25 protein-coding genes and 2 pseudogenes are annotated in these 23316 nt (G+C 70.2%); 15 read left to right on the forward strand and 12 right to left on the reverse strand.

All coding sequences use genetic code 11. The annotated features are described in order from the left end of the window. Positions 1-36: 36 nt before the first annotated feature. Positions 37-1818 carry an FAD-binding dehydrogenase gene (locus tag ACQHII_RS45880; protein WP_427924865.1) on the forward strand — a complete coding sequence of 594 codons (1782 nt, stop codon included), beginning with the start codon at positions 37-39 and terminating at the stop codon, positions 1816-1818. A 62-nt stretch (positions 1819-1880) separates the two neighbouring features. Here ACQHII_RS45880 and ACQHII_RS45885 read toward each other — a convergent pair. Then, positions 1881-2539, reverse strand: a pseudogene (locus ACQHII_RS45885) (maleylpyruvate isomerase N-terminal domain-containing protein). A gap of 96 nt (positions 2540-2635) precedes the next feature. Further along, positions 2636-3424, reverse strand: a complete 789-nt coding sequence (locus ACQHII_RS45890; RefSeq protein ID WP_427924866.1) for a GlxA family transcriptional regulator — start codon at positions 3422-3424, stop codon at positions 2636-2638. A 292-nt stretch (positions 3425-3716) separates the two neighbouring features. Here ACQHII_RS45890 and ACQHII_RS45895 point away from each other — a divergent pair, with 292 nt between their 5' ends. Next, positions 3717-4010 carry a putative quinol monooxygenase gene (locus tag ACQHII_RS45895; RefSeq protein WP_427924867.1) on the forward strand — a complete coding sequence of 98 codons (294 nt, stop codon included), beginning with the start codon at positions 3717-3719 and terminating at the stop codon, positions 4008-4010. A gap of 4 nt (positions 4011-4014) precedes the next feature. Here ACQHII_RS45895 and eno read toward each other — a convergent pair whose 3' ends face one another. After that, on the reverse strand, positions 4015-5298 hold the full coding sequence (gene eno, locus ACQHII_RS45900; RefSeq protein ID WP_427924868.1) for a phosphopyruvate hydratase: 1284 nt from the start codon (positions 5296-5298) through the stop codon (positions 4015-4017). A gap of 100 nt (positions 5299-5398) precedes the next feature. Here eno and ACQHII_RS45905 point away from each other — a divergent pair, with 100 nt between their 5' ends. After that, on the forward strand, positions 5399-6262 hold the full coding sequence (locus tag ACQHII_RS45905) for a winged helix-turn-helix transcriptional regulator (RefSeq protein WP_427924869.1): 864 nt from the start codon (positions 5399-5401) through the stop codon (positions 6260-6262). A 6-nt stretch (positions 6263-6268) separates the two neighbouring features. On the opposite strand, the gene ACQHII_RS45910 is transcribed toward ACQHII_RS45905, so the two are convergent. Continuing rightward, positions 6269-7045: an SDR family oxidoreductase gene (locus tag ACQHII_RS45910; protein ID WP_427924870.1), complete on the reverse strand. Its 777-nt coding sequence runs from the start codon at positions 7043-7045 to the stop codon at positions 6269-6271. After that, complete coding sequence (locus ACQHII_RS45915) at positions 7042-7845, reverse strand: MerR family transcriptional regulator (protein ID WP_427924871.1); 804 nt, start codon at positions 7843-7845, stop codon at positions 7042-7044. The genes ACQHII_RS45910 and ACQHII_RS45915 overlap by 4 nt, the downstream gene beginning before the upstream one ends. A 47-nt stretch (positions 7846-7892) precedes the next feature. Between ACQHII_RS45915 and ACQHII_RS45920 the strand changes: the two genes are divergently transcribed. The 4 genes from ACQHII_RS45920 to ACQHII_RS45935 all read left to right on the forward strand — a co-directional run bounded on the left by ACQHII_RS45920 (position 7893) and on the right by ACQHII_RS45935 (position 10794). Beyond that, positions 7893-8345, forward strand: a complete 453-nt coding sequence (locus ACQHII_RS45920; RefSeq protein WP_427925552.1) for a DUF6194 family protein — start codon at positions 7893-7895, stop codon at positions 8343-8345. A 73-nt stretch (positions 8346-8418) separates the two neighbouring features. Beyond that, positions 8419-9144: a metal-dependent hydrolase gene (locus tag ACQHII_RS45925; protein WP_427924872.1), complete on the forward strand. Its 726-nt coding sequence runs from the start codon at positions 8419-8421 to the stop codon at positions 9142-9144. Continuing rightward, on the forward strand, positions 9141-9716 hold the full coding sequence (locus ACQHII_RS45930) for a helix-turn-helix domain-containing protein (RefSeq protein ID WP_427924873.1): 576 nt from the start codon (positions 9141-9143) through the stop codon (positions 9714-9716). The genes ACQHII_RS45925 and ACQHII_RS45930 overlap by 4 nt, the downstream gene beginning before the upstream one ends. Positions 9717-9735: 19 nt before the next feature. Next, on the forward strand, positions 9736-10794 hold the full coding sequence (locus tag ACQHII_RS45935; protein WP_427924874.1) for a threonine aldolase family protein: 1059 nt from the start codon (positions 9736-9738) through the stop codon (positions 10792-10794). 47 nt (positions 10795-10841) lie between these two features. Here the strand turns inward: ACQHII_RS45935 and ACQHII_RS45940 are convergent. Next, positions 10842-12242 (reverse strand): annotated as a pseudogene (locus ACQHII_RS45940) (glutamate decarboxylase). 81 nt (positions 12243-12323) lie between these two features. Then, on the reverse strand, positions 12324-12914 hold the full coding sequence (locus tag ACQHII_RS45945; RefSeq protein ID WP_427924875.1) for a CGNR zinc finger domain-containing protein: 591 nt from the start codon (positions 12912-12914) through the stop codon (positions 12324-12326). Positions 12915-12940: 26 nt separating this feature from the next. Between ACQHII_RS45945 and ACQHII_RS45950 the strand changes: the two genes are divergently transcribed. Then, positions 12941-13438 carry a GNAT family N-acetyltransferase gene (locus tag ACQHII_RS45950; protein ID WP_427924876.1) on the forward strand — a complete coding sequence of 166 codons (498 nt, stop codon included), beginning with the start codon at positions 12941-12943 and terminating at the stop codon, positions 13436-13438. Positions 13439-13852: 414 nt separating this feature from the next. Here the strand turns inward: ACQHII_RS45950 and ACQHII_RS45955 are convergent, their stop codons facing one another. After that, positions 13853-14497, reverse strand: coding sequence for a TMEM175 family protein (locus ACQHII_RS45955; RefSeq protein ID WP_427924877.1), 645 nt, complete (start codon positions 14495-14497; stop codon positions 13853-13855). A gap of 197 nt (positions 14498-14694) precedes the next feature. Here ACQHII_RS45955 and ACQHII_RS45960 point away from each other — a divergent pair, with 197 nt between their 5' ends. The 3 genes from ACQHII_RS45960 (at position 14695) to ACQHII_RS45970 (ending at position 17066) form a co-directional block, all read left to right on the forward strand. Then, the gene (locus ACQHII_RS45960; protein WP_427924878.1) at positions 14695-15162 is read left to right on the forward strand and encodes a cupin domain-containing protein; all 468 of its coding nucleotides are present in this window, start codon (positions 14695-14697) and stop codon (positions 15160-15162) included. A gap of 49 nt (positions 15163-15211) precedes the next feature. Continuing rightward, on the forward strand, positions 15212-16132 hold the full coding sequence (locus tag ACQHII_RS45965) for an alpha/beta hydrolase (RefSeq protein ID WP_427924879.1): 921 nt from the start codon (positions 15212-15214) through the stop codon (positions 16130-16132). Positions 16133-16196: 64 nt separating this feature from the next. Beyond that, on the forward strand, positions 16197-17066 hold the full coding sequence (locus tag ACQHII_RS45970) for a helix-turn-helix transcriptional regulator (RefSeq protein WP_427924880.1): 870 nt from the start codon (positions 16197-16199) through the stop codon (positions 17064-17066). Positions 17067-17079: 13 nt separating this feature from the next. Here ACQHII_RS45970 and ACQHII_RS45975 read toward each other — a convergent pair whose 3' ends face one another. Together ACQHII_RS45975 and ACQHII_RS45980 are read right to left on the reverse strand one after the other, a co-directional pair. Beyond that, positions 17080-17616 (reverse strand): hypothetical protein, encoded by a 537-nt coding sequence (locus tag ACQHII_RS45975; RefSeq protein WP_427924881.1) that lies wholly within the window; start codon positions 17614-17616, stop codon positions 17080-17082. Between the two features lie 99 nt (positions 17617-17715). Continuing rightward, on the reverse strand, positions 17716-18309 hold the full coding sequence (locus ACQHII_RS45980) for a TetR/AcrR family transcriptional regulator (protein WP_427924882.1): 594 nt from the start codon (positions 18307-18309) through the stop codon (positions 17716-17718). Between the two features lie 87 nt (positions 18310-18396). Between ACQHII_RS45980 and ACQHII_RS45985 the strand changes: the two genes are divergently transcribed. Next, a complete protein-coding gene (locus tag ACQHII_RS45985) occupies positions 18397-18888 on the forward strand; it encodes an FBP domain-containing protein (RefSeq protein ID WP_427924883.1) in 492 nt (163 codons plus the stop codon). Here the strand turns inward: ACQHII_RS45985 and ACQHII_RS45990 are convergent. Further along, on the reverse strand, positions 18866-19618 hold the full coding sequence (locus ACQHII_RS45990; RefSeq protein ID WP_427924884.1) for an aminoglycoside phosphotransferase family protein: 753 nt from the start codon (positions 19616-19618) through the stop codon (positions 18866-18868). The genes ACQHII_RS45985 and ACQHII_RS45990 overlap by 23 nt on opposite strands. A 317-nt stretch (positions 19619-19935) precedes the next feature. Between ACQHII_RS45990 and ACQHII_RS45995 the strand changes: the two genes are divergently transcribed. Genes ACQHII_RS45995 through ACQHII_RS46005 form a run of 3 tightly spaced genes read left to right on the forward strand, consistent with a single transcriptional unit; the run spans position 19936 to position 22780 of the window. After that, positions 19936-20997: a FecCD family ABC transporter permease gene (locus ACQHII_RS45995; RefSeq protein ID WP_427924885.1), complete on the forward strand. Its 1062-nt coding sequence runs from the start codon at positions 19936-19938 to the stop codon at positions 20995-20997. Further along, positions 20997-21764 carry an ABC transporter ATP-binding protein gene (locus ACQHII_RS46000; protein WP_427924886.1) on the forward strand — a complete coding sequence of 256 codons (768 nt, stop codon included), beginning with the start codon at positions 20997-20999 and terminating at the stop codon, positions 21762-21764. Before ACQHII_RS45995 ends, ACQHII_RS46000 begins: the two co-directional genes overlap by 1 nt. An 8-nt stretch (positions 21765-21772) precedes the next feature. Next, the gene (locus ACQHII_RS46005) at positions 21773-22780 is read left to right on the forward strand and encodes an ABC transporter substrate-binding protein (RefSeq protein ID WP_427924887.1); all 1008 of its coding nucleotides are present in this window, start codon (positions 21773-21775) and stop codon (positions 22778-22780) included. 25 nt (positions 22781-22805) lie between these two features. Here the strand turns inward: ACQHII_RS46005 and ACQHII_RS46010 are convergent, their stop codons facing one another. After that, complete coding sequence (locus ACQHII_RS46010) at positions 22806-23288, reverse strand: WapI family immunity protein (protein ID WP_427924888.1); 483 nt, start codon at positions 23286-23288, stop codon at positions 22806-22808. Positions 23289-23316: the final 28 nt, after the last annotated feature.

Here is a 23316-nt window from a genome sequence, read left to right on the forward strand (position 1 = left end):
CTCCCGCACCTCCCGTACTCGTTCGGAAGGCACCTCATGGAGAACCTGGCGTCCCCCACGGCGATCAGCAGACGAAGAGCCCTGACGGTGGTCGGCGGCGTCGCTGCCGGCGCTGCCCTCGCGGCGCACGCGGTACCGGCGTTCGCGGCCGGCACCTCGGACGCCGACGCCATCGTCGTCGGCCACGGCCTGGCCGGGCTGGTCGCGACGGCCGAACTGGTCGCTGCCGGAAAGAAAGTGCTGCTCCTGGACCAGGAGCCCGAGTCCAACCTCGGCGGCCAGGCGTTCTGGTCCTTCGGCGGACTGTTCCTGATCAACTCGGACGAACAGCGGCTCATGGGCATCAAGGACTCCCAGGAGCTGGCCTGGCAGGACTGGCTGGGCACGGCCGGCTTCGACCGCGGCATCGACGACCCGACCGGCCAGGACTACTGGGCCCACAAGTGGGCCGAGGCGTATGTGGACTTCGCCGCCAACGAGAAGCGGTCCTGGCTCTACGGCCTCGGCATCCGCTGGTTCCCGATCGTCGGCTGGGCCGAGCGCGGCGGCGGCCTCGCCGACGGACACGGCAACTCGGTGCCCCGCTTCCACGTCACCTGGGGCACAGGACCGGCCGTGGTTGAGCCCTTCGAGAAGCAGGTGCGAGTAGGGGTCGCCAGTGGCAAGGTGGTCTTCAAGTTCCGCCACCAGGTCAACGAGATCGTCCGCACTGGCGGCGCCGTGACCGGCGTCCGCGGCTCGGTCCTCGAACCCAGCACCGCCCAGCGCGGCAAGGCCACCTCCCGCACCGTGGTGGGCGACTTCGACCTCAAGGCCCCCGTCGTGATCGTCACTTCGGGCGGCATAGGCGCCAACCACGATCTCGTACGGCAGAACTGGCCGGCCCGGCTCGGCACCCCGCCCAAGAACATGATCACCGGTGTGCCCGCCTACGTGGACGGCCGGATGCTGGGCATCACCGCGGCGGCGGGCGGCCGGATCGTCAATCCGGACCGGATGTGGCACTACACCGAGGGCCTCAAGAACTACGACCCGATCTGGCCCAACCACGGCATCCGCATCCTCCCGGGCCCGTCCTCGATGTGGTTCGACGCCAAGGGCAAGCGCTTCTCCGCCCCCGACATGCCGGGCTACGACACCCTGCACACCCTGGGCTCGATCACCGCGAGCGGCTACGACTACTCGTGGTTCGTCACCACGAGCAAGATCATCGCGAAGGAGTTCGCGCTGTCGGGGTCCGAACAGAACCCGGACCTCACCAACAAGGACATCCTGATGCTGCTCTCGCGCATCTGGCAGACGCCGGAGCCGATCGAGAAGTTCAGGAAGAACGGCGTCGACTTCGTCACCGCCTCCAGCCTCTCCGAACTGGTCCTCGGCATGAACAGGCTGACCGGCGACGGTCTGATCCAACTGGCCGATCTCCAGCGGCAGATCGAGGCCCGCGACCGGGAGATCGACAACCCGTACTCGAAGGACGCCCAAGTGATGGGCATCCGCAACGCCCTTTCCTACACCGGCGATTCACTCAGCCGTACCGCCGCGATCCACAAGATCCTGGACCCGGCCGCCGGTCCGCTGATCGCCGTCCGCCTCAACATCCTCACCCGCAAGACCCTCGGCGGCCTCCAGACCGACCTCTCCGGACGTGTTCTGGACACCACCGGCGCGCCGATTCCCGGTCTGTACGCGGCCGGTGAGGTGTCCGGCTTCGGCGGCGGGGGAGTGCACGGCTACCGCTCGATGGAGGGCACCTTCCTCGGCGGCTGTCTGTTCTCCGGCCGCCAGGCGGGCCGCGCGGCGGCGGCAGCGATCTGAGCGCTACGGCCGCTCGCCTCAGGTCGGCAACTCGGGTGCGCCCGCCCCGAGTTGCCGACAGGTCAGCCGAGACGGAGCGGCAACTCCGCCGACAGTGTGCCGAGGTGCCGCGTCTCCACATCCGTCGGCGTACGGCGCCCGGTGCCGACGAGCAGCGCGTCCCGATCGGAGAAGGATGCGGGGAACGCGGCCCCGGCGATCCTCTCCAGCAACTCGCGTGCCCCGGCGAGTGATTCGGCGGGCGGCTCCGGCGCGTCCGGGAGATGGGCGACCAGGTCGAGGTGGTGCAGCGTCCACTCCAGGACGTACGCGGAGAGATAGTCGCCCGCGGTCAGCACCTGGTCCTGAGTGCACACCCGCAGACCTGGATCGGCGAGCCGGGCGGCACGGCCGGCGGCCGAACCGACGTCGTCCAGATGGAACTTTTGAGCAGCCGGGGCTCCTCTTACGCGGCGGCCAGCCGGACGATCAGCGCGTCGAGCGGGTCGTCACCGGTGGGCGGCGTCGGGCTGACGGCCCAATAGGTCACCGCGTCGCGGGTCGGTTCGGTCTCGGCGGGTGTCACGAGGGTGATCAGCACGTCCTGGGCATTGATGACCAGATGACAGACCAGGTCCCGCACCAGCCACCCGGCACACCCCGACGGCCGGGCGAAATCAGGGTCCTTGAGGTCGGCGACCGCCGCGAGCAGAGCTGTCCAGGAGCGTGAGAAGAGAACCACCTCGGCACGCTACGGCGCCCGGACGGACCGTGTCACGTGATCCGGCGGTGGATGTCCGCCAGCGACGTCATCCCCTGAACTGCGCCTGTACCGGCGTCACTTGCTGTCGCGGAGCGCCGAGGTGGTCTTCGCGGTGCGTTCGCGCAGCAGCACGCGCAGGGTGTTGGGGTGCTCGTAGCCGACCTTCCTGGAGATGGTCTCCAGGGAGAGGTCGGTGGTGCGCAGCAGATGGGAGGCGCGTTCGATCCGCAGGTGCTGGACGAACCGGATGGGAGACGTCCCGGCGGTGCGCCGCACGGCGCGCTGCAACGTCCGCTCGCTGACCTCGATGGCCCTGGCCGCTTCGGGGATGCCGATGGGCTCGGCCAGATGCTCGCGGGTCCAGAGTTCGAAGGCCGCGACGGTTGGATCGCTCTGGGCCAGGGCGCTGGGAATGGTGTACCCGGCCTGCGAGGGGCGTTCGTCGACCACGAGGTAGCGGGCGACCAGGTCGGCGAGCGCGGGGCCGGCCGCCCGGACGATCGCCGGCGCGAGATCGACATCACCGAACGCCGCGCCGGCGGTGATGACGCCCTCGCAGCTGATCACCATCCGGCTGTGATCCAGTTCGACCTCGGGATACCTGTCCCGGAACGCGGGCGACAGCCACCAGGAGGTCGTGGCCCGCAGCCCGTCCAGCACTCGGGCCTCCGCCAGCAGGAAGGTACCCGCGCACGCCGAGGCGATGGTCGTCCCCCGTGCCCGGGTCCGCGTGATCAAGTCCCGTACGGGCCCGGACACTTCGCCGCCGACATGGTCGAGCAGCGCGGAGGGATCGCTCTCCCCGAGTGCCGGTACGACCAGGAGGTCCGTCGTGTCGGCGAGTTCGAGCGGCTCGGGCGCCACGAGGAGTCCTGCCCTGGTCCGCACCTTCGAGCCGGGGCCGACCAGGGTGACGTCCCAGCTGGGCGGACGACTCGTGGAGCTGCCCGCCCAGCGCGTTGGCGTTGCTCAGCACGTCCAGGACGGCCGCGAGCCCCGAGTCGAACGCCCCGTCGTAGACGACGACCGCCACCTTCATGGCGGGAACGCTGTCAACCGTGTCGTTTCCGCCGCTGATGTGATCACCGACCCTCGCCATAGTTTCGAGGTGCGCCGGACATCCGGCGCCCTGGACGCCCGCACAAGGAGTGGTGACATGAAGGTCGGTCTGCTGGTCCGCATCGAGGCCGAGCCGGAGCACGCCGACGAGGTGGAGGCCCTGCTCCGCGGCGCTCAGGAACTCGCCGAACTGGAGCAGGGCACGGTGACGTGGTTCGCGTTCCGAGAGAACGCCACCACCTTCGGGGTGTTCGACACCTTCGAGGACGAGCAGGGACGGCAGGCACACCTGACCGGCCGGATCGCCGCCGCCCTGGGGGAGATCGCGAAGACGAAGCTCAGCGTGCCGCCGGTCATCGCCCCGGTCGACCTGCTGGGCGCGAAGGCCTGACGCGTCAGACGCGCAGGCCCAGAGCGTCCCGCCCGGCGTACCGTGCCTGGGTGCCCAAGTCCTCCTCGATACGGATGAGTTGGTTGTACTTGGCGGTGCGGTCGGCGCGGGACAGCGACCCGGTCTTGATCTGTCCGCAGCCGGTGGCGACGGCGAGATCAGCGATGGTGGTGTCCTCGGTCTCGCCGGAGCGGTGCGACATCACGACGGTGTAGCCGGCCCGGTGGGCGGTGGCGACGGTGGCCAGGGTCTCGGTGAGCGTCCCGATCTGATTCACCTTCACCAGAATGGAGTTGGCGATCCCGTCCCGGATTCCGGCGCTGAGCAGTGTCTCGTTGGTGCAGAAGACGTCGTCACCGGTGAGCTGGCAGCGCTCGCCGAGCCGGGCGGTCAGGTCGCTCCAGCCGTCGTGGTCGTCCTCGGCCATCGGGTCCTCGATCGATGCGATCGGGTAGCGGTCGACCAACTCGGCGAGGTAGTCGGCGTGTTCGGCGGGGGTACGGCGCACGCCCTCGCCCGTGTAGTCGTAGACACCGTCGCGGAAGAACTCCGACGTCGCCGGGTCCATGACGAGGGTGATGTCGGTGCCGGGCTTGTAGCCGGTGCGTTCGATGGCGTGCAGGACGAAGTCGAGGGCCTCGTCGGCGGTGCGCAGGTCGGGGGCGAAGCCGCCCTCGTCGCCGACGTTGGCGCTGTGGCCGGCGGCGATCAGGTCGCGGCGCAGGGTGTGGAAGACCTCGGAGCCCATGCGGACGGCCTGGGCGAAAGTGGCCGCGCCGATCGGGGCGATCATGAACTCCTGGAAGTCCAGCGGGTTGTCGGCGTGGGCGCCGCCGTTGACGATGTTCATCATCGGCACCGGCAGCAGGCGGGCGTCAACGCCGCCGATGTAGCGATAGAGCGGGAGCCGGTGGGCGGCCGCGGCGGCCTTGGCGGTGGCCAGGGAGACCCCGAGCAGGGCGTTGGCGCCGAGCCGCGACTTGGTGTCGGTGCCGTCGAGTTCGATCATCGTGTGGTCGACGGTCGCCTGGTTCTCGGCGTCGAGTCCGGTCACGGCGTCCGCGATGGTCTCGTTGACGGCGTCCACGGCGCGCCGAACTCCCTTGCCGTGGAAGCGGGTTGGATCGCCGTCCCGAAGTTCGACCGCTTCCCTGGCACCGGTGGAGGCGCCCGAGGGCACGGCGGCGCGGCCGAGCGAGCCGTCCTTGAGCTCCACGTCCACCTCGACGGTCGGGTTGCCCCGGCTGTCGATGATCTCGCGTGCGACGACCCGGCTGATGGCGGTCACGGTGCAACTCCTCACGCAGGGCCCGCGTCCCGGACGTCGGCGGGCGGTAAGTTCCATCATGAAACAAAGTGAGTCCTGAAAGAGAACCTACTATGGGTGCATGAGGATGCACAACGCCGACGAGACCTGCGGCATCGCCCAGGCCGCCGTGGTCCTGGGGGACTGGTGGAACGTTCTGGTCCTGCGGGAGATCGCCCGCGGCCACGTCCGTTTCGACGCGCTGGCCGCCGGGATCGGCCTGTCCCGCAACGTCCTGACCGAACGACTGGGCCGGCTCGTCGCGAGCGGGGTGCTGCACCGCCGCCTCTACCAACGGCGGCCGGTGCGCTACGAGTACGTGCTCACCGATGCCGGGCTGGCCCTGCTGCCCGTGCTCGTGGCGATGCAGGACTGGGGCGACCGCTGGATGCTGGGCGACGGCACCCTCACCGCGACCACGGCCGAGGACAGCGCCGAACACGCCCGCGTGCACGCCCTGCCCGGCACGCGTCTGCCCGACGACCTCCAACTCCCCGGAATTCAGGGCACGGACCAGCCCGTCGTCTCACCGGACGCCGCCGCGACCGTGCTGTTCACCTACCCGGGCACGGGCATCGAGTGGGGCGAGCCGCCGATCCCCGGCGCCGAGGGCTGCACGTTGGAGAACCGCCTCTTCCGCGACGCCTGGCCCGAATTCCGCCGGGCGGGCGTGGACGTGCGCGGCATCAGCACACAACTCCCGCACGAGCAAGCGGAGTTCATCGGAGCCGAGGAGATCCCGTACCTCCTCTTGTCCGACGCCCATCACCAACTCGCCGCCGCCCTGCGCCTGCCGACGTTCCGTGCGGCGGGCCGACCGCGACACAAACGGCTGATCCTGATCATCGACGCCGAACGGACCGTACGGCACACGCTGTTCCCGATCGACGACATCCCGCACGCCGTCGAGGAGAGCCTGCGCCTGGCCGCGGACTGCGCCAGGTGAGAGCCGCTACGCGAACCCCCCATTGCTCAGCAGCAGTTGGCCGTTGATCCACTGACCCTCCGGTGAGCAGAGGAAGTCGACGAGGTGGGCGGTGTCCTGTGGAGTGCCGAGACGGTTGAGCGGTGTCTGCCGCAGGACCTCCACCCGTCCCTCCTCGGTCATCCAACCGGTGTCCACCGGGCCCGGGTTGATGACGTTGGCGGTGATCCCGAGGTGGGCGAACTCGTGGGCGGCGGCCAGGGTGATGCGGTCCAGGGCGCCCTTGCTCGCGCCGTAGGGGAGGTTGTTCACGGTGTGGTCGCTCGTGAGGGCGATGATCCGGCCGCTGCCGGGAGTTGCGGCGAACCGTCGGCCGAACTCGCGGATCAGCAGCCAGGAGGCGCGCGCGTTGACCGCGAAGTGCCGGTCGAAACTCTCGACGGTCGTGTCGAGCAGACCGGAGTCGACGGACTCGCAGTGGCACATCACCAAGGCGGTGACACCGCCCGGCCCGCGTCCGGCCTCGTCGAAAACGCGCGCCGGAGCGTCCGGATCGGACAGGTCCGCTTCGACGGCCGTGGTCGCGGCGCCGTGTTCCTTGAGCGCGTCGGTGATGGCCGAGGCGGCGCCTGACTCGACACCCCAGGACATGCGCTCGTCGTAGGGAGTCCAGTAGGTGAAGGCGATGTCCCACCCCGAGGCCGCCAGGCGGCGGGCGATGCCCGCGCCGATACCGACGGTGCGCCCCACTCCGGTGACGAGCGCGAGCGGGCGGGCGGAGGGGTGGTCGGTGCTCGTCGTCATGGTCCGAGATCGTTCAGGACGGACACGGGATCGGCAACTGCCTTTTCGCGGGAGCCGGTTGGCGGAGTGGGGACGGCTGTGACGACGGCCGCCAGGTCCGCGCCCGCCTGGAGGAGTCCCACGGTGCGTACGGCGATCCGGTCGAGCCGTTCGCGCAGGATGCGCCGGGCCTCTCCCCGGCCGTCGAGCCGGTGCAGGGAGCCCATGATCTCCCGTACCGCCGGGACGCCGTAGCCGGTGGCGCGGAGGGCCGTGACGATGCGGGCCGCTCTGATGGCCGACAGGTCGTAGCGCCGGGCTCGCCGTGAGGTCACGCGTTCGGGGGTGACGAGCCCTTCCTGCTCCCAGAACCGCAGGGTCGAGGGGCGTACCCCGAGGGCTCTGGAGAGTTCGGTGATCGTCATCGCGTCACCGTCCTCCTCCACGTCCGATCCGTTCACCTCGTCCTGGATCGCACGCAACGCCTGCTGGGCACGCAGGGTCTCCTCGCGTTCCTGCGCCAGCCCGACATGCACCTCGTTGATCACCGAGGCCGCCTCTACGAGCGTCTTCGTCCGCAGCTCCGCGAGCATCCGCCGGGCCACGACCGGGCCTACGGCGCCCGCGAGCCCTCGATAGGCGCGCAGTGCCCGCACATGCGAAGGCGTGTAGGAGCGGTAACCGTTGTCCGACCGGGCGGCCGGCGGAATGACTCCCAACCGCTCCAGATCACGCACCTGTTGCAGCGAGTACCCCGACTCGCGTGCCACATCTGCGGTCCTCAGCGTCTCCCGCCGCGCACCGCTCACCGGCCGGCCCATCGCCCAACCTCACATGAGCACTTGAAGATGATGCTTGAACCATGAGTATGGAACAGATCATCGCAGCCGTACGAGAATTCCCCGGCGTCCTCGTGCTCGCACCGGAGCCGGGCGGCGACTTCCCCGAACTCGCCTGGGGGGACGCGTTCTTCTACTACGCCCCCGACGGCCGACCGCCGCAGAACACCCAGCCGTACGGCACCGTCGTCACCAAGAACCTCCCGGGCGACACCACGTCCGACCTCGACCCTCCGGGCCGCTGGCGCGTCAACATCCATGTCGGCCGTACGGCGGTCGGTGGACTCACAGGGGAGGAACCACATGATCACGCCGTCGCCGACACGGTGCTGCCGCACCCGGTGTACGGAGCCCAGGGCTGGGTCTGCGTCGTCAATCCCGGTCAGAGGACGACGGACACGGTCTTACGGCTGTTGCGTGGCGCCCATGACGGTGCCTGCGCCCGGTTCGTGCGTCGTCATGGGCGGGGTGGTGGGGGTTGAACGGGTGGCTGTCGGCGTTTAGTAAAATGAACGCGGCGTTCAACGTTCCTCCCGAGTTCGGTATAGTGAACGCATGGTTCATTCAATCGCGGTTCCTCGGGATTGCGCGCAGATCAGCGCCTACCTGGACGACACGTACTTGGAGCAGGTCGACACGACGGTCATCGCGGTCGGCGAGAGGGACGGGACGCCCTGGGTCGCCGTAGCGGACTGTCTGTTTCATCCGCAGGGTGGGGGACAGCCCGCCGACCGGGGATGGCTGGAGGATCGGGAGATCGTCCCGGTCCGGGACCAGGACTCGGGGCTGGTCGTGGCGACAGCGGCCGTGGGCGGCGGGCTTCCTCCCCTTGCGGTGGGGGAGCGGGTGCGGGCGCGGATCGATCTTGAGGTTCGGATGCTGCACGCCGCGCTGCACACCGCCGGGCACCTCGTCGAGGCGGTCGGGCGGGCGCAGGGATGGGAGATGGCCGGCAGCATCCACTTTCCCGGGCAGGCCCGCATCGAGTTCCACGCGCCGGACGGGGACGCGCGGCTGGCTGATCCGGACGGGCGGGAGGAGGTGACCGCCGTGCTCCGCGAAGGGGTGGTGGCTGCCGTCGCCGACGACCCGCCGGTGTCCGCCCGGTATCTGCCCGACGGGCGGCGCGTGGTGCACCTCGGCGCACTGCACTCCGCGCCGTGCGGCGGCACGCATGTGCGTGGCCTCGGGGACCTCGCCGAGCTGGTGCTGTCGACGCTGAAGGTCAAGAAGGGCCGTATCCGCGTGTCCTACTCCGCGACCCACCGGAGCCCGCGATGACGCCCCCGTCGGCCGGCCGGCGGCCGGTGAGCAGTACCGCCGCCGCGGTCGGCGCGAAGATCCGGCTGCGCCGCCAGCAGCGCGGGATGAGCGCGGCGGAGATGGCCCGGCGGGCCGGGCTGAGCAAGGCCACGCTGTCGCAGCTGGAGGCCGGGAACGGCAATCCGACGATCGACACTCTGGACGCCATCGCGATCGCCCTGCGCATCCCGATCGCCGACCTCCTGGCGCGGGACGCCGACACCGGGCCGGTGTTCCGGCCGGCCACGGACGTCGAACCGGGCGAGGTCTCAAGGGAGTTGCTGCGCCGGATCAGCAGCGGCAACAGCCTGGAGATCTGGCGGCTGCGCATTCCGCCGGAGACGGAGCTGGCCGGTGTGCCGCATGCCACCGGCACGATCGAGCACCTGCTCGTCGCCACCGGGTACGTCACCGCCGGTCCTGTCGACGCCCCGCAGGATCTCGGCCCCGGCGACATGCTCGCCTTCGCCGGAGACGCCCCGCACTTCTACCGCACGGGCGCGGACGAGGTCGACATCACCGTCGTCTTCGCGTCCCCCATCAGCACCTGACACCGAGGAACCCCCGTTCATGAGCGCCATCGCCACCACCCCCTCCGGCCGTGCCTTCATCAGCGACAACATGGCCGGAGCCTCGCCGGAGATAGCCCGGGCCGTCGCCGACGCGGCGGCCGGACAGGTGCTGCCGTACGGCAACGACCCCTGCACCGAGCGGGCCCGCCGCAGGTTCGGCGAGATCTTCGAGCGGGACGTCGACGTCTTCCCGGTCTCCACCGGGTCCGCCGCCAACGGTCTGAGCCTGGCCGCCCTCGCCCCGCCGTGGGGCAGCGTGCTCTCGCACCCGGAGAGCCACATCAACACCGACGAGTGCGGGGCGCCGGAGTTCTTCACCGACGGTGCCAAACTCGTCGGCGTCCCCGGCCCGGACAGCAAGATCGACCCCGAGGCGCTGCGGGTGGCGGTGCGGCGCCGGGCCGGTGACGTGCACAGCGTGCAACCGTCCGTGGTGAGTATCAGCCAGGCCACCGAGAGCGGCAGCGTGTACACACTGGAGGAGATCCGGCGGCTGTCGGGCATCGCCAAGGACGCCGGACTGCGCGTCCACATGGACGGCGCGCGCTTCGCCAACGCACTGGACCAACTCGGCGCCACCGCCGCCGAGATGACGTGGAAGGCCGGCGTCGACGTCCTGTCCTTCGGCGCCACCAAGAACGGCGCCATGACCGCCGACGCCATCGTCTCCTTCGACTCCGCCCTCGCCGGTGAACTCGCCTTCCGCGCCAAGCGCGCGGGCCAACTCACCTCCAAGATGCGGTTCCAGACGGCCCAGCTCGACGCGTACCTCACCGACGGTCTGTGGCTGCGCAACGCCCGCCGGGCCAACGAGATGGCCGCCCGGCTCGGCGACGGCCTCAAGTCCATCGCCGGCGCGGGCCTGTTGGCCACCCCGCAGGCCAACATCCTCTTCTGCCGCCTGCCCCAGCACGTCACCGAAGGACTCCTCGCCGAGGGCTACGCCTTCTACCACGACCGCTGGGAGCCGGGCATCGTCCGCTTCGTCACCGCCTTCTCGCACAGCCCCGACGACATCGACCAGCTCCTCGACGCGGTCCGCCGCCACACCCGCTGAGCCTCGGCGGCGGGACCGGTGAACTCCGTTTCCCTCAGGGCGACTTGTCAGGCGGTGACGAGAGGCTGGAGCGGCGGTGCGAGTGTCGGCACGACGGTGTGCAGGTTCCGGGTGACCTCGGTCAGGTCGGCGATGAACATGCCGGCGAGTTCCGCCGTGAACCCGGTGCGCACCACCAGCCGTAGAACGGAGACGTCCTGGCACGGGGCGGGGAAGCTGTACGCGGGCAGGTGCTAGCCGCGGGCGCGCATGCCGTGCGAGACGTCGAACACCGTGAAGCCCTGCGTGCCGGGGGTCAACCGGAAGGCGAACGCCGGGAGTTCGGAGCCGTCCGTGATCAACTCGTAGGGGGCGATGGTGCGGATGCGCGCGGCGAGGGCGCGGGCGGTGGTCCGGCTCTGGGACGCCAGATCACGCAGCCCCTCGAAGCCGTAGCGGAGGAAGCTGTAGTACTGCGCGACGACATGCGCCCCCGGCCGGGAGAAGTTGAGCGTGAAGCTGGGGGAACTGCCGCCTAGGTAGTCGACCTCGAACACCAGGTCGTCCGGGAGGGCTTCGGCGTCGCGCCACAACGCCCAGCCCAGGCCGGGGAATACGTGCCCGTACTTGTGCCCCGAGGTGTTGATGGACGCGACCCGCTCCAGCTGGAAGTCCCACATGAGGTCCGGGTCGAGGAACGGGGCGACCATGGAGCCGGACGCGCCGTCGACATGCACGGGGATGTCGGTGCCCGTGGCTGCCTGGTAGCCGTCCAGAGCCATGCAGATGTCCGCGACGGGCTCGTAGGAACCGTCGAAGGTGGAGCCGAGGATCGCCACGACGCCGATGGTGTTGTCGTCGCAGTACGCGGTGAGCGCGTCGGCGGTGAGGTGGTAGCGGCCCGGCTCCATCGGGACGTAACGCGGCTCCACCTCGAAGTAGTTGGCGAACTTCTTCCAGCACACCTGGACGTTCGCGCCCATGACCAGGTTCGGTCGCGCGGTGTCCTTGCCCTGGGCGCGCCGGCGTTCCTGCCAGCGTCGCTTGAGCGCGAGTCCGCCGAGCATCGCGGCCTCGCTGGAACCGGTGGTCGAGCAGCCGCGGACCTGCTCCGGGTGCGGTGCGTGCCAGAGCCGGGCGAGCATCCGTACGCAGCGCTCCTCCATGGCGGTGATCTGCGGGTACTCGGCGCGGTCGGCGAGGTTCTTCTCGGCGGTCTCCGCCATCAACTCCCTTGCCTGCGGCTCCATCCACGTCGTCACGAAGGTGGCGAGATTGAGGCGTGCGTTGCCGTCGAGCATCAGCTCGTCGCGTACGCGGCGGCAGATCAGGTCGGGCGAGGACGAGGTCTCGGGCAGTTCGTCGACCGGCAGCAGAAGGTCGGCGGCGGCCGCCTGTCCGGCGCGGCGGGAGACGGTCCGGGTGTCGAACTCGGCTTCGGGCATGACGGCGGTATGCGGGATGGGCATGAGTGTGGGAATGCCTTTCTGGTCCGTGCGGCCCCGTGCATTCCGACGCTAGATCGCCGAGCGGTGCGACGTATGTGCCGATTACACCGATCCAGTGATCGATTTGCGCACTGATGAACTGGATTTTCCCTTGTACATACTGGATGCCTCATTTTCCTGACCCCGGGCCCGGTGGCGGCGCACCGCGTCGCGGTTGGCGCAGAGTTGGGAGCAGTAGCGCTGCCGCCCCGTGCGGGAGGTGTCGGCGAAGACCTTGTCGCACTCGGCCACCGCGCAGCGCCGCAGGCGGTGCATTCCGCGTCCGGCCAGATGCAGCGCCGTACCCACCGCGATCAGCGAGAACAGCACATCGCCGAGCGGCTTCCGCTCGTCGCGGTAGTGGAGGTGCCAGCCGCTGCCCGCGTGGTCGGTCATCCGCGGATAGGCGGCGGCCTCCTCCAGCATCCGGTTGACCAGCGCGGCGCGCTCCTGCTCGTCGCTCGCGTCGACGACCTTCTCCCACGACTCCAGCGCGTACCGGGCGCGGTCGAGGTCCTCGGCGGTCGTCGGCCGCTCCAGCACCAGGCCGGCGGCGCGACAGCGGTCCCCGAGTTCCCCGGCGTCGGCGGCGGGCCGGTTGACCAGATCCGCGGCCAGGTTCACGGCATCCTCGCCGTAAGGGTTGAGGTGCATAAGACCATTACAGCAGTCTGATCACCATGCGACAACGCGACAACAGTGACCCGTCCCGGGTGCGGCAGGCCGTGGAGTACGACCTCGTGGAGCTCGTACGGCTACGGGCGCTGCTCTTCGAGGACTTGGGCGGCGACTTCTTCAACCCCGCGTCGGCGGACGGCGATTGGCTGGACGCCCTGGCCGTCGTCCTCAAGGAACAGCTGACGGCGGACACCGTGCGCATCCTCGTCGTGGACGCCGACGACGGCACCCTCGCGGCCTGCGGCATCGGCACGGTCGAGCAGCGCCTGCCCGGACCGCACCTGCGCAACGGCCGGATCGGGCAGGTCCTCGGCGTGGTCACCGACCCCGCCCACCGACGACGCGGACACAGCCGCGCGATCATGCGGGGCCTGCTCGACTGGTTCCGGGACAGCGGCGTCTCCCGGGCCGACCTCCACGCCTCCGCCGAGGGCGAGCCGCTGTACCGCGACCTCGGGTTCACCGAACACCCCGATCCCTCACTGTACTGGCGCCCGTGATCCGTCACGACGACAACTGCCCGGGAACCGGAGCCACTTCATGCCCAAGCTGATCCCCGACAGCCGACCGCAGCGGGTGCTCGACTGTGGGCGGAGCAGGTGGGGTTGGGCCTCGGCATCGCCGGACTAGCCACCGCCGGTTTCGTACTGGCCGACGGCTTCTGGTCGTTCGTCCTCGTGATCGGCCTGGCCGCCGCGGCGAAGGCGGCGGGACCCGCCGCCGGCACCCTCGCGTACGGGCCGGCCGCGGTGTCGACTCTCCTGTCGGGCGGGCGTAGCCTTCCTGATCGCCCGCGCGCTGAACCCGTTCTCGGCGGGGACTCCGGCGTGGGCCGCCACAGCACTGCTCATCACGGCGGTCGAGGGGAGAGGCGGGGCTGACCGGCCGGATTCGGTTCAGCCGGCCAAGGACCCTTACCCAGAGTGCCTCCGGCGCCGCGCGGCGATCGTGTCGGCGACCGGCACCACGATCCAGCAGAGGTAGGCCCAGTGGGTGAGGAGTGAGACCGGGATCGACACCAGGAAGCCCGCCGCCACCATGCCGAGGCCTCGGATCGTTCGGGAGAACAGGTCGGGCGGGGTGCCGTTGCGGTAGAGCCCGTCGCGGCGGACTTCGTTGGCCATCAGTATGAACAGGAGACAGGCCGCGAACTGCACGACGGCGTAGAAGACGAACCGGGCCTGGAACGCCCCGTGCCCGCCGATCACGTCGGTCGCGAACGGGGTGATCACCAGCATGAGCAGCCAGTACATGGTGAAGGCCGTCAACTTGCCGTTGGACGCCGTGACATAGCGGAACACCCGGTGGTGGGCGCGCCAGTGCGCGGCGATCACCACGAAGCTGATCATGAACGCGAGATAGCTCTCGCGGTGGTCCGAAGCCGAGTGCCACAGCTCGGAGTTGGTCGTGCCCTCCGGTACCGGCAGCTCCAGGGCCAGCAGTGTCAGCGCGATGGCGACCACCGCGTCCCCGAAGAACGTGAGGCGCTCCGCGGAGACCGCCCGGATCTCCATGTCCTCGTTCTCGGACGGCAGTTCTTGATCAGTCGAGACGTTCATGGCAGCAGAGGATGCCACACGACGATGACCGTCCCGGACGCGTGTGAAGCCCCGGGGCGGACGTGGGGGAGTGGTACTGCTGGTCCTACCCGGATGTCTGGCGGCCGGGGCGGAGTCAAGAGGATCATCGAAGCGACCGAGTCATCCCCGTGACCGCGTGGCACCGGACGCGGCGCGGACGCCGAACGGACACCGTCATGACCCTGGCCTACCTCGCACAGCCCGAGCAGCAGCAGCGACTGGAATGGCTCGACGGCGGTGAGTTCGCCGTACTTCTGGACGCGGCGGCCACCGGCGGACAGCTGACCGTGGGACGGTTCTCCGTCGCCAGGGGCGAGGCGCCGCCCTACCACATGCACACGCGTGAGGACGAGGTCTTCATGCTGATCAAGGGCAGTGCGCTGCTGTGGTGCGACGACGAGGAGATGGAGCTGTCGGAGGGCGGAATCGTCTTCCTTCCGCGCAACGTCCCGCACGGCTACCGGATCACCTCGGACACGGCGGATCTCCTCATGATCTGCACACCGGGCGGCATCGAGGGCATGTTCCGCCACGCGGGACGCGACCTGACGACCCCGCGCCCCGAGGGCTTCGAGATCTCCCCGGACCGTATGGCGGAGGCCGCCGACAAGTTCGGCCAGATCATCGTCGGCCCACCGCGCTGACCCGCGGCCCCCCCCCACGACTTTCACCGGAACCACGAAAGGCACAGCCATGTCCCGGCAACAGCGCCAGGCCCTCGACGAACTGCTGCGGCACGGTCCGCTCGACCTCGGCGGCGATGTCGCCGAACAGCGCGCCGTCTTCAGCGAGTTGATGGCCTCCATCCCGGTGCCGCCCGACGTCTCGACCACGGCGGGCGAACTGGGCGGCGTACCGGTCGTCACCGTCGAGACCCCGGCGAGCGACCCCGCGACCGTGGTCCTCTACCTGCACGGCGGCGCCTACGCCATCGGCTCGGCGGCAGACGCCGTAGGCCTGGCCGCCGAGATCGTACGGCGCACCGACGCGCGCGCCGTCTGCGTCGACTACCGGCTGGCCCCCGAACACCCCTTCCCCGCGGCCGTCGACGACGCCCTGGCCGTCTACCGGGCCCTCCTCGACGACGGAGTGCCCAGCTCCGCGATCGCCTTCGTCGGCGAGTCCGCGGGCGGCGGTCTGGTCGCCGCGACCCTGGTCGCCGCCAAGGACGCGGGGCTGCCCCGGCCCGCGTCGGCCGCGGTGTTCTCCCCGTGGGCCGACCTCGGCGTGTCCGGCGCGAGCGTGGTGAGCAAGGCGGCCGTCGATCCCGCGCTGACCCCGGAGGGACTGCGCAGGCGGGCTCGCGACTATCTCCGCGACACGGACCCCTCCACGCCCTACGCCAGCCCCGTCTTCGCGGACCTGACCGGCCTGCCGCCGCTGCTCGTCCAGGTCGGTTCGCACGAGATCCTGCTGGACGACGCCGTACGACTGGCGGCCCGCGCCGCCGAGTGCGACGTACGGGTCGATCTACAGGTCTGGTCCCAAGTCCCGCACGTCTTCCAGGGGTTCGCGGTGATGCTCGACGAGGGCGCCGAAGCGCTCGACGCCGCCGCCGCGTTCACACGGGCCCACTGGACGGACGTCACCGAAGACGTCGAGGCGGTCGGGTAAAGAATCCGTAGTGCGGAGGCCGAAGCTCCGTGTGCCGTACGGCGGGTCGACGACGATGTCGTGCATGGCTGCGACGAACCACTTCGGCATCGCTCTGCGGGGGTGGCGAGAGCGGGTGTCTCCACAGGACAGCGGGCTGGAGCCGGGCGGGGAGCGGCGCATCCCCGGACTGCGCCGGGAGGAACTGGCGCGGCTGGCGGGCCTGTCGGTCGACTACGTGGTGCGGCTGGAGCAGGGCCGCGCCCGCAACCCGTCGGCCCAGGTGGTCACCGCGCTGGCCAGGGCGCTGCGCCTCGAACCGTCCGAACGCGACCACCTGTTCCGCTGCGCCCACCTCGCGCCGCCCGCGACCGGGAACGTGTCCAGGCACATGCCCGCGAGGGTGCACCGGCTCGTGGGGCAACTGGCCGACAATCCCACGGCGGTGTTCGCCGCCGACTGGACCCTCATCGGCTGGAACGACATGTGGTCCGCCGCGGTCGGCGATCCCCGCACCTACGGCTGGGACGAACACAACCTCGTGGCCGGGATGTTCCGGCCGGGCGGCGGAACCGCGCGGGCGCCGATCGCGGGCTGGCCCGTGCGGTCCTGGGCGGGCGACGAGGTCGAGGAGGAGGATCTCGTCGCCGACCTGAGGGTCACGGCCGCCGCCCATCCCCATGACGCACGGCTCGTCGCCTTCGTCGACCGCATGCTGCGCGACAGCCCGCGCTTCGCCCGCCTGTGGTCCAACGGCACGGCCCGCACCCACGTCGGCGACCGAAAGACCGTAGAGCACCCACGAGTTGGAGACATCGACCTCGACCTCGACGTGGTGATGGCCGCCGGCACCGACCTCAGGATCGTCACGTACACGGCGGCGGCCGGGACGGACGACGCGGAGAAGCTGGACGATCTGCGCGCGGCCCGCCCCCTGCCGGCCCGCGTTCCGTGAAGGCCGCGGTATGTCAGTCCTCGTCCGCGCGCGACAGCGCGTCGGTGATCAGACGGGTCGCGGAGTCGGGGTCCTCGGTGATGCGGTTGATGTGTTCCGCGAGCAGGAAGGCGGTGGCCTCCAGCGGGGTCATCTCCTCCTTGGTCCAGTCCCCGTACTGCTCGCGCCACAGATTGGGGCTCAGCCCGATGCCCGCCGCGACGACCAGGCCCGCCATGGTGGGGATGGCCTCGGGCGGCACGCTCTTGGGCATCATGCGCAGCGTGCCCACGAGGGTGGGCACCACGTACTCGATGACGTCCTTGCCCTGACTCTCGTGCGCCTTCCGCAGCCAGGTCATGAAGATGTAGATGAGGGTGCACGTGCCGTCCAGCACGTCGCCGACTCCCTCCGGACCCAGCGACGCGATGAACTGCTCCATCAGCGCCTGCTGTTCGGGATCGGACCCCGTCCTGCCGTCGTGGACGGACTTGAGCCGGGAGTCGACGATCATGAGCGCCGCGCCCACGTCGCCGACGGGAGCGTGCTGGGGGTCGAGGGGCGATGACACGGGTTCCTCCTCGGGTGGCCGCGACTGACAGCGCGTCGTGTCCGTGCGTATCCGTAGAGTATTCGGCCGAGGGGGTGCCGGACGGCGGTTCGCCATCTTCTACGGTCGTGATCCGGGCGCTCCGGGCCAGGTGCGCAGCAGGGCGTCCAGCGCGTCGAGGATCTCGGTCCAACTCGCCTGGGCGTCGGGGGCGCTGTGGTCGAAGCCGCCGGCGGACTCCAGGCCGACGAAGCCGCTGAAGACGCTGCCCAGGAGCCGTACCGCGTGCGTCTGATGCGGTTCGGCCAGGTCGTAGCCGCGCAGGATCGCCCGGGTCATCTGTGCGTGCCGTACGCCCGCGCTGGCGGCGGCCGTCTCCGCGTCGAGCCGGAAGCGGGCCGCGACGAAGCGCCCCGGGTGCTTGAGCGCGTAGTCGCGGTAGGCGTTCGCGAAGGCGGTCAGGGCGTCCTTGCCGGCCCGTCCGGCGACCGCCGCGGAGACCTGGTCGGCCAGTTCCTCCAGGGCCAGCAGGGCGATCCTGGTCTTGAGGTCGTGGGCGTTCCTCACATGCGAGTACAGGCTCGCGGTCCTGACGCCGAATCGCCGGGCGAGCTCCGCGGGGGTCGCCTGCTCGAAGCCGATCTCGTCGGCCAGGTCCGCGCCCGCCCGGACCAGGCGCTCCGTGGTCAGTCCCACACGTCCGGTACTCGCCATGGTCGCGTCCTCCGCATCGATTCCGTCACCCCGCCTTCGAAGATTATGCATTTGCCTAACTTGATTAGGCAAATTAGCGTGTCCGTTATGAAGCCGCTGACCGAGCAAGAGATCCGCACCGCGTTCGTGAACTGCACCAAGGGCGAGGCCAAACGCCTGTCCGTCCCCCGTGACCTGGCCGAACGATCCTGGGACGACCTGGACTTCCTGGGCTGGCGAGATCCCCAGGCCCCCGACCGGGCCTACGTCGTGACCGAGCTGGACGGCCGCCCGGTCGGCGTCCAGCTGCGCACCTCCGGCGCCGGCTCCTGGCAGCAGCGCCGCAGCATGTGCTCGGTCTGCCTGACCACCCACACCGGAGGCGTCTCCCTGATGGTCGCCCCCAGGTCGGGGAAGGCCGGCCAGCAGGGCAACTCCGTCGGCGTCTACATGTGCAGCGACCTCGCCTGCTCCCTCTACGTACGCGGCAAGAAGGACACGGGCATCGGCGCCCGCCTCCACGAGTCCCTCACCCTGGAGGAGAAGATCCGACGCACCGTGACGAACCTGGCGACGTTCATCGCGAGAGTGGGCGCGTGACGAGGAGCGCCCGCTCGAACGTGGAGCGATGCGCGGAGGTGTACGCGTACTCCCGCTCGGACCACTCGATCCGGGAGCCGATCAACTCGGCGTCCTGGGAAGGGAGGTCAAGGCGCTTCCGCCACCAACTCGCGTTGCGGATCTGCCGGTCGAGCATCGCGTCGACCAACTCGCCACGGGCGCGGGCTTCGAGACCGTAGGCGTCCGCGAGGATCCGCGCCTGGGCCGCCTGCGCCGCGGCCGGCGGAGCGGTGGCGCGGGAGGAGACGCACCATGTCCAGGCCGCGTATCCGACGTCTTCGAGGGGATCGCCGGGTGCTGCCGTGTCGAAGTCGATGAAGGCGTAGGGCAGACCGTCGCGGAACACGGCGTTGTTCGGGCCGGGGTCGTGGTGGCAGACGACGGGGCTCGCCCCGGCGAGCGCGCAGCCGCGGGTCGCGTCGTGCAGGGACCGGAGCAGCGCACCGGCCGCCGTGACCTGGGTGTCGGTCCAGTGCCGGAACCTGGCGGGCACCTGGCCAGGCAGATAGCTGAACGTGTCGCGTCCTGCGTCGTCGACGCCGAGGTGACGTGGGGCACCGGCGAAACCGCGCCGTTCGAGATGGCCGAGGAGCCGCGCCACGAAGGGTGACGCCTCCGTGACCGGTCGGCGCACCGTGTCCCCGACACGCACCACGCCGGGGGTCACGCGCCCGCCGCGCAGGGGTACTTCGCCGGTCTGATCCCGCATCTACGACCGCTCCGTTCATCGTGTCGAGGGCGAGCCGGGGTTCGGGCTGGGCTTGGGCGCCCCCGACCTGCTCGTCCCCGTTTGTTAGGCTCCCCTAGCCTCCCGCGGGGGAAGTCCGGTGAGAATCCGGCGCTGACCCGCAACGGTGTGCGTGGCGACCCCGTGGCCGTCGCGTGAGTCCGATCGCCCGTGGGTGGTGCGACCCGTTGACTGCTCGCCGTGGACTGCGAGAGGGGATCCGAGCGGCCGGCGCGGTCGTACGGGCTGTCTCCTCGATCGAGGCTCACCAGGCGGCCCCAGGTGAAGGACCGCCGATCGTGCGCCGACCCCCGAGCTCCGGCCCGGCCCGAACACCTCAGCCGCTGCTGATACTTGGGCTGCTGCTCCTGCTCTGCGTCTCCCTCGTGTGCGGTGTCGCACTGGGGGCGGCCGGCATCGGACCGGCGGACGTGTTCCGCTTCCTGTGGGCCGGAGTCAGCGGCGGGACCATACACGCCGACAACGCCGCCGACTACACCATCGTCTGGGAGATCCGGCTCCCGAGAGTCGTCCTCGCGGCCGTCGTCGGTGCCGGGCTCGCGGCCGTCGGCGTGGCCGTCCAGGCCATGGTCCGCAACGCGCTCGCCGACCCGTTCGTGCTCGGCATCTCCTCCGGCGCGGCGGTCGGCGCCAACGCCGTCATCCTGCTGGGCGCGTTCGCCGGCCTCGGTGTCTGGGCGCTGTCCGCGTCCGCGTTCGCCTCGGCGCTCGCGGCCATGGTCCTCGTGTACGCCGTGGCCCGCTCGCCGCACGGCCTCACCCCGCTGCGGCTGATCCTCACCGGGACCGCGCTGGCCTACGGCTTCGAAGCCGTCACCACCGTGATGGTGTTCGGCGCGGCCCGTGGCGAGGCGGCCCGCTCGGCGATGATGTGGCTGCTCGGAAGCCTGGGTGGCGCGACCTGGGCACAGGTCCCGCTGGCCGCCGGCACCGTGACGGCCGGCTGGGCGTGGCTGCGGTGGCGGGCGGAATCGCTCAACGCCCTCGCGATGGGGGACGAGACCTCCGCCGCGCTAGGCGTCCAACCCGCCCGCCTGCGCCGGGAGTTGTTCCTCGTCACCGCGGCCGTGACCGGAACGGTGGTGGCGGTCAGCGGCGCCATCGGCTTCGTCGGGCTCATGGTGCCGCACCTCGTACGGATGCTCGTCGGCGCCGATCACCGCAGGGTTCTCGCGGTCGCACCCCTGGTCGGCGCGGTCCTGCTGGTGTGGGCCGACGTCCTGTCCCGGCTGCTGCTCGCGCCCGCCGAACTCCCGGTCGGCGTCATCACCGCCGTCGTGGGAGTGCCCGCCTTCCTGCTGCTGATGCGGCGCGGCGGCCATGCGTTCGGGGGGCGTTGATGCGACTCGACATCGAGGGGCTGTCGGTCGACGCGGGCGCGGTACGGCTGGTCGACGACATCAAGCTCAAGGTGGACTCAGGGGCCTTCGTCGGACTCGTCGGCCCCAACGGCAGTGGTAAATCGACCCTGTTGAGGTGCGTGTACCGAGCGCTGCGGCCGGCCGGAGGCGTGATCCGGCTCGACGGGGACGACGTGCACGCGATGGAACCACGGGCCGCTGCCCGCGTGTTGGCCGCGCTGCCGCAGGAGTCGTCGGCTGAGTTCGACTTCACCGTCACCGAAGTGGTCGCCATGGGACGGCTGCCGCACCGGGACCGGACCGCCGCGTCGGACCGGGAGATCTGCGCCGAAGCCATGGAACGCACCGGTGTCGCCCACCTTGCCGACCGAGGGTTCCTCGCCCTGTCCGGCGGTGAGAGGCAGCGCGTCCTGATCGCCCGCGCACTGGCCCAGCGCCCACGTGTCCTCGTCCTCGACGAACCCACCAACCACCTCGACATCGCCCACCAGTTGGACGTGCTGTCCATGGTCCGCCGCAGCGGCCTCACCGTACTCGCGGCCCTGCACGACCTCAACCTCGCCGCCGCGCACTGCGACCTGCTGTACGTGATCGCGGACGGCCGGATCGTCGCGTCCGGCGCACCGCACGACGTACTCCAACCCACCCTGCTCGCCGGTGTGTTCGGAGTCCGAGCGCACCCGGTCCGACACCCGGAGACCGGCGCGGTCCAGCTCCTTTTCGACCTGCTCCCGCCCACTGCCTAAGGACCTACATGCGCAAGCTGCTTGCCGCCGTACTCTGCCTCGCCGCGACCGCCACCGGTTGCGGTGCGAGCGTCGATTCGACCGCGGACACCCGCTCCACCGAGGCGGTCACCCTCACCAACTGCGGTCGGAAGGTGACGTACAAGACCGTCCCGAAGCGCGTCGTCACCAACGACGTCGGCATCACCGAGCTGATGTTCGCCCTCGGACTGGAGAACCGCATGGCCGGGTTCGCCATGCCCGACGACAAGGGCGATCTGACCGACGTGCCCTGGAAGGACGGCTACCAGAAGGTCAAGTGGCTCTCCAAGGACCAACTCACCAAGGAGAACGTCCTCGACGCCGGCGCCGACCTCGTCTTCGCCGGCTGGAACTACGGCTTCCGCGACGACAGCGGCTTCACCCCCGACGCCCTGAAGAAGCTCGGCATCCCCTCGTACATCCTCACCGAGTCCTGCCGCAACGGCCGCACCGACACCTCACGCGGCATCATGCCGCCCCTCGACGCCCTCTACACCGACCTCACCAACCTCGGAAAACTCTTCGGCGTGGAGAAGCGCGCGGCCACCCTGATCGCCGACTTCAAGAAGCAGACAGCCGCTGTCCACAGCGAGGCCCCCGCCAAGAGCCCGACGGTCTTCCTCTACGACAGCGGCCAGGACGCCCCGTTCACCTCGGGCCGCTACGCCGCCCCCGACCAGATCATCAGCGAGGCTGGCGGGGTCAACGTCATGCACGACGTCAACGACTCCTGGACCACGGTCGGTTGGGAAACCGTCGTCAAGCGCGACCCCGATGTCATCGTGATCTGCAACTACGGCGACGTGAGCGCGGAACAGAAGAAGAAGTTCCTCCTCTCCTACGCCCCGCTGCGCAACGTCTCCGCCGTCAAGCACCGCCGGATCTTCGTCCTCGACTACGTCGACCTCGTCGAAAGCCCCCGCAACCCGTCGGCCATCGCCCGCCTCGGCGCGTATCTCCGGACGGTGGCGGCGGGGCAGGGCGCTGCGCGGTGAAAGGGCCCGCTGGGACCGACACCGCTCAGCGGGCGGGGAAGGAAGCCAGGGCGTGCTCCCACTCGTCGGCCGCGTGGAGCAGCGCGGCCGTATCCACCCGTATCTCCAGGGAATACTGGTAGATGTCCGGTCTGGCGTCGCCCTCCAGCCATGGAGGTGTCGCCTCCAGGGACAGGTGAACGCGGACCAACGCCCCGGCCCCGCCTCGTTCGGCGAGGCTGAAGGCCAGCACCGGTTCGGTGAACCAGGTGTCCGGGTCCAAGTAGCCGGTGGCGTCGGGCAGGGTCACATCCACCGTGCCCGTGGCCGCCCCGCGCAGCCAGGCGGTGACCTCGTGGGCCTCGGAGTTCAGCAGCGCGGGGTCGGCGAAGGCCCAACTGCCCTCGGCCGTCGTCACCTTGGCGCCGATCACCAGCCAGTTGTCGTCGTAGCGGTTGCCGCGAGCCGTGGCGAACTGATGGCGCAGGGGCCGGAGTTCGACACTGGTCGCGTGGTCACTGAGGCGCACCGGCACAGGATGGCAGGAGATCCTCCGG

It is taken from the genome of Streptomyces sp. cg40, from assembly GCF_050320165.1.
In the GTDB taxonomy this organism is placed as follows: domain Bacteria; phylum Actinomycetota; class Actinomycetes; order Streptomycetales; family Streptomycetaceae; genus Streptomyces; species Streptomyces hokutonensis.